This is a genomic window from Kineococcus vitellinus (assembly GCF_009906315.1).
GTDB lineage: Bacteria > Actinomycetota > Actinomycetes > Actinomycetales > Kineococcaceae > Kineococcus > Kineococcus vitellinus.
On sequence record NZ_JAAALL010000393.1, the window covers coordinates 1 to 3,240 of the forward strand.

Annotated in this window: 3 protein-coding genes and 1 pseudogene; 3 read left to right on the top strand and 1 reads right to left on the bottom strand. The window is 77.6% G+C overall.

Features of this window, described 5'->3' with window-relative positions; genetic code table 11:
• The 3 genes and pseudogenes from GTQ99_RS21385 to GTQ99_RS27275 all read left to right on the top strand — a co-directional run.
• Nucleotides 1-224 (top strand): annotated as a pseudogene (locus GTQ99_RS21385) (Rv1157c family protein); the annotation flags it as partial.
• An 83-nt stretch (nt 225-307) separates the two neighbouring features.
• Complete coding sequence (locus GTQ99_RS21390) at nt 308-898, top strand: hypothetical protein (RefSeq protein ID WP_166617715.1); 591 nt, start codon at nt 308-310, stop codon at nt 896-898.
• A gap of 26 nt (nt 899-924) precedes the next feature.
• The gene (locus tag GTQ99_RS27275; protein WP_166617716.1) at nt 925-1,770 is read left to right on the top strand and encodes a D-alanyl-D-alanine carboxypeptidase family protein; all 846 of its coding nucleotides are present in this window, start codon (nt 925-927) and stop codon (nt 1,768-1,770) included.
• Here GTQ99_RS27275 and GTQ99_RS21400 read toward each other — a convergent pair.
• Entirely contained in the window at nt 1,745-3,091 is a 1,347-nt protein-coding gene (locus tag GTQ99_RS21400; protein ID WP_166617717.1) for an amino acid permease, read from the bottom strand. The two genes, GTQ99_RS27275 and GTQ99_RS21400, sit on opposite strands and share 26 nt — an antisense overlap.
• Nucleotides 3,092-3,240 lie beyond the last annotated feature (149 nt).

Here is a 3,240-nt window from a genome sequence, read left to right on the forward strand (position 1 = left end):
CCCCGCCGCGGGCCGCGGACGAGGCGCCGCAGGAGGCGCCCGACGAGGCGCCCGGCGAGGCCCCCGACGAGGCACCCGGCGAGGCACCGGCCCCGGGAGCGGCTCCCGGCTCCGCGGGCGGCGCGGCACCCCCGGTGGCGCCGCAGCCGGAGGCGGGGGCGGCCGCGGAGCTGCCCCGGCCCACGGCCGAGGAGTACGCCCTCTACCGCCGCCCGCGCCCGTGAGGGGCGCGGCGGCGCCCGGGCGGGGACCCGGGGACGAGCCCGGGGAGGAGCCCGGGGAGGAGCCCGGGGAGGAGCCCGGGGAGGTGGAGGAGGACGGCGGCCCCGGCGAGGGCTGGTCGTGGGTGTTCTGGCTCGCGGTGGCGGCGGCCGGCGCACCGCTGCTGGTGAGCGCGGAGGTGGTCCGGCGCGCCGTCACCGGCGGGCTCCGGGAGGGCTCCGGTCCGCAGCCGGGGGAACCGGCGCAGGTCTTCGCCGACCGCTGGTCGGAGGTGGTCGCGGTGGCGCAGACGGGCTGGAGCACGACGTGCACCGCCCTCGGGGCGCTCCTGCTGGCCGCGGTGGTGCTCGCCGGCCGCCCCGGCTGGCTGGTGCCGCCGCGCGGTGGCCGGGTGGTGGTCGCGGTGCTCGCGGGCGCGGGCGCCGCCGCGGCCGCCGCGAGCGGTGCGCTGTCGCTGGTGGTGCTGCTGGGGCCGCCGACGCCGCTGCAGCTGCACCGGCAGCCGCCGGGGACGCCGCAGGGGCCGGGGCTGCTGGACTGGGCCGTCGAGGGCGGTCTGCACGCCCTGGCGCTGGTGCTGGGCCTCCTCGTCGTGGGACTGTGCCGCACCGGCGCGGCGGGTCGCGGTGGTGGGCGCCGGATCGGCAAGATCGCCGGTGTCCGCGACGAGGTGTGAGACCCGGGGTCCGAGGAGGTGGGTGCGTGCCGTCGCCGTTCGCCGCCGACCGCCTGCCCGACGGGAGCCGCCGCTACGGCCACCGGGCCGTCGTGGCCCGCCGCGCGCTGCTGCTGGGCGTCGTGGGCGTGGGCGCGGCGGCGACCGCGGGGGTCGTGCTGGGCGGGGACGACGGCGGTGGGGACGGCGGCGCCGGCCGTGCCGTCGCCGCCGACCCCGCCACCCTGCCGCAGGCGCAGCCCGCGGCCACCACCGCGCCGCCCGCCGCGCCCGCGCCGTCCGCACCACCGGCGTTCTCCACCACGGACGCGGGCAGCCCCTGGGTGGTGGTGAACAAGCAGCACCCCGTCGACCCGGTGGAGTACGTGCCGCCCGCGCTGGCGACGGTGGCCGGCAAGCAGGTCTCCAGCGTCGTCGCCCCCGAGCTGACCGCGCTGCTGGCGGCGGCCCGGGCGGACGGCGTGCGGCTGGCCCTCACCAGCGGCTACCGCTCGCTGGACTACCAGCGCGGCGTGCACGCGCGGGCGGTGGCGCGGGAGGGGGCGGCCGAGGCCGAGCGGTACTCCGCGCGCCCCGGCCACAGCGAGCACCAGACCGGGCTGGCCGTGGACTTCGGCAGCACCACCGACTCCGGCTGCACGCTGCGCGACTGCTTCGCCGAGACCCCCGAGGCGCGCTGGCTGACCGCGCACGCCGGGGCCTTCGGCTTCCTGCTGCGCTACCGGCCCGAGGACTCCGCCGTCACCGGCTACGCGGCGGAGTCCTGGCACTACCGCTGGGTCGGCGTGGACCTCGTGCAGCGGATGGCGGAGCGCGGGGTGACCACGCTGGAGGCGTTCTTCGGCGTCAGCGGGGGTCCGCAGTACGCGTGAGCTCCGCGCCGCGGCGCGAGGAGCGGCGGGTGAGGGCGAAGAGCACGACCCCCACGAGCAGCAGGATCCCGGCGCGCAGCCACACCCCGGCCTCCTGCTGGGTGAGCAGCCCCACGCAGGAGACGATCCCCAGGACCGGCAGGACGGCCGGCGTGCGGAAGTGGCGGTGCTCGACGCGGTCGCGGCGCAGGACCAGCACGGCGGCGTTGGTGGCGATGAAGACGAGCAGCAGCAGCAGCACGACGGTCGCCGCCAGGGTCGCGAGGTCACCGCTGACCACGAGCGCCATCGAGACGATCGTGGTGACGACGATGGCCACCCACGGGGTGCGCCGGCCGGGCAGCACCCGGGCCAGGACGGGCGGCAGCAGGCCCTCGGTGGCCATGCCGTACGTGAGCCGGCTGCACATGATGGCCGTCAGCAGGGCGCCGTTGGCGACCGCGATGAGCGCGACGAGGGAGTACAGCCAGCCGGGCAGCCCGACGTCGGCGACCCGCACGACCTCCAGCAGCGGCCCGTCGGAGTCGGCGATCTGCGCGGGCGCGACGGCCGTGGAGACCGCCAGGCCGACGAGGACGTAGACGACGCCGGCGACGGCGAGCCCGCCGAAGAGGGCGCGCGGGTAGGTGCGGCTGGGGTCGACGGCCTCCTCGGCGAGGTTGGCGGAGGTCTCGAAGCCCACGAAGGAGTAGAAGGCGAGCACGGCGGCGGCGAGGATCCCCGCGGCCGGCGACTGGGCGGAGGAGAACTCCAGGACCCGGCCCGGCTCGCCGTCGCCGCGGCCGAGGACGACGGCGGCCAGCACGACGATGAGCACGAGGCCGCTGACCTCGATGACGGTCATGACGACGTTGGCGCGCAGGGAGTCCTTGATGCCGCGGGCGTTGAGCAGCGCGACGAGGGTGAGGAAGACCAGCGCCGTCGGCAGCGCGGGCAGGTCGACCAGCGCGCCGAGGTAGTCGCCGGAGAACGCGAGCGAGAGGCCGGCGACGCTGGTCACCCCGGCCGCGAGCATCGAGAAGCCGACGAGGAAGGACACCAGGGGCTTGCCGAACGCGCGCTGCGCGAAGACGGCGGTCCCGCCGGCCTTGGGGTACTTCGTGACGAGCTCGGCGTAGGAGGCCGCGGTGAGCAGGGCCAGCAGCAGGGCGACGAGCAGGGGGACCCAGATGGCCCCGCCCACCTCGCCGGCCAGCTGGCCCACGAGCGCGTAGATGCCCGCTCCCAGCACGTCGCCGAGGATGAAGAGGAAGAGGAGCTTGCCGCTGACGGCCCGCCGCAGTCCCGGCCCGGCGGGGGTCGTGTCGAGTGTGGTGTTCACCGCTGCCCCCTACCCACCCGCGGATCACTCGAACCGCCTGCGCGCGCCGCCCGGGTGGAGGCGTTCAACCCGGGCGCTCCGGCTGCCGATGCAGCGCTCACGCCGCGCACCGGCGACGGCGAACGCGCCCACCCCGGAGGTCCCCGTGC